The sequence below is a fragment of the Camelimonas fluminis genome, assembly GCF_014656355.1.
Taxonomy (GTDB): domain Bacteria; phylum Pseudomonadota; class Alphaproteobacteria; order Rhizobiales; family Beijerinckiaceae; genus Camelimonas; species Camelimonas fluminis.
This window is the reverse complement of sequence record NZ_BNCG01000185.1, coordinates 1-515: the sequence shown is the minus strand read 5'-3', so window position 1 is coordinate 515 and position 515 is coordinate 1. Positions and strand designations below refer to the sequence as shown.

The 515-nt window shown below is 56.5% G+C and carries 1 protein-coding gene; it reads left to right on the top strand.

Features of this window, described 5'->3' with window-relative positions:
- Nucleotides 1-448 (top strand): hypothetical protein (locus IE243_RS23065; RefSeq protein ID WP_191321605.1); only part of this gene is annotated, 448 nt, incomplete at its 5' end.
- Nucleotides 449-515 lie beyond the last annotated feature (67 nt).

The following is a 515-nucleotide window of genomic DNA, read 5'->3' as shown; positions in this document are numbered from 1 at the left end:
AGCCATGGGCAACGGAATTCAGATCGGCCACCGGCCGACGCAGGCGGAAATGACCGCCGCCAAATACGACCGCGACTTCTACGTGGTGTTTCTCGAAGACAATTCTGGGCCGATGATCCCCCAGACGTCATGGACCAGTGCAAATCTGGACCAGCTGATTGACGACATCCTGTCCGGCGAAATGTTCATGCCGGAGTCAATAGACCAGATCGTTCGCTTCAACCCTGTCACCAAAGCATCAAGCCTGGTGGAACGGGAAGTTGCGAATGCTGTCTCTGAACGAACCCATGAGACATGCACCACCCCGAATGACTTCGTCATCGACTGGCTGGAACAGTGGCGCTGCGACTTCTATGCGAGCGACGAGTACCTTAACAAGTGCACTCAAGAACATGTCGAGGGTCTGGCGGATTACCGTCGCGACCTGCGCATGATGGCTGCGGAGTGAGGTGCGTCATGAACCTCGCCGGAACCTCCGCAGCATCACTGCTGCAATCATCCAAGGCAGTCGCTGA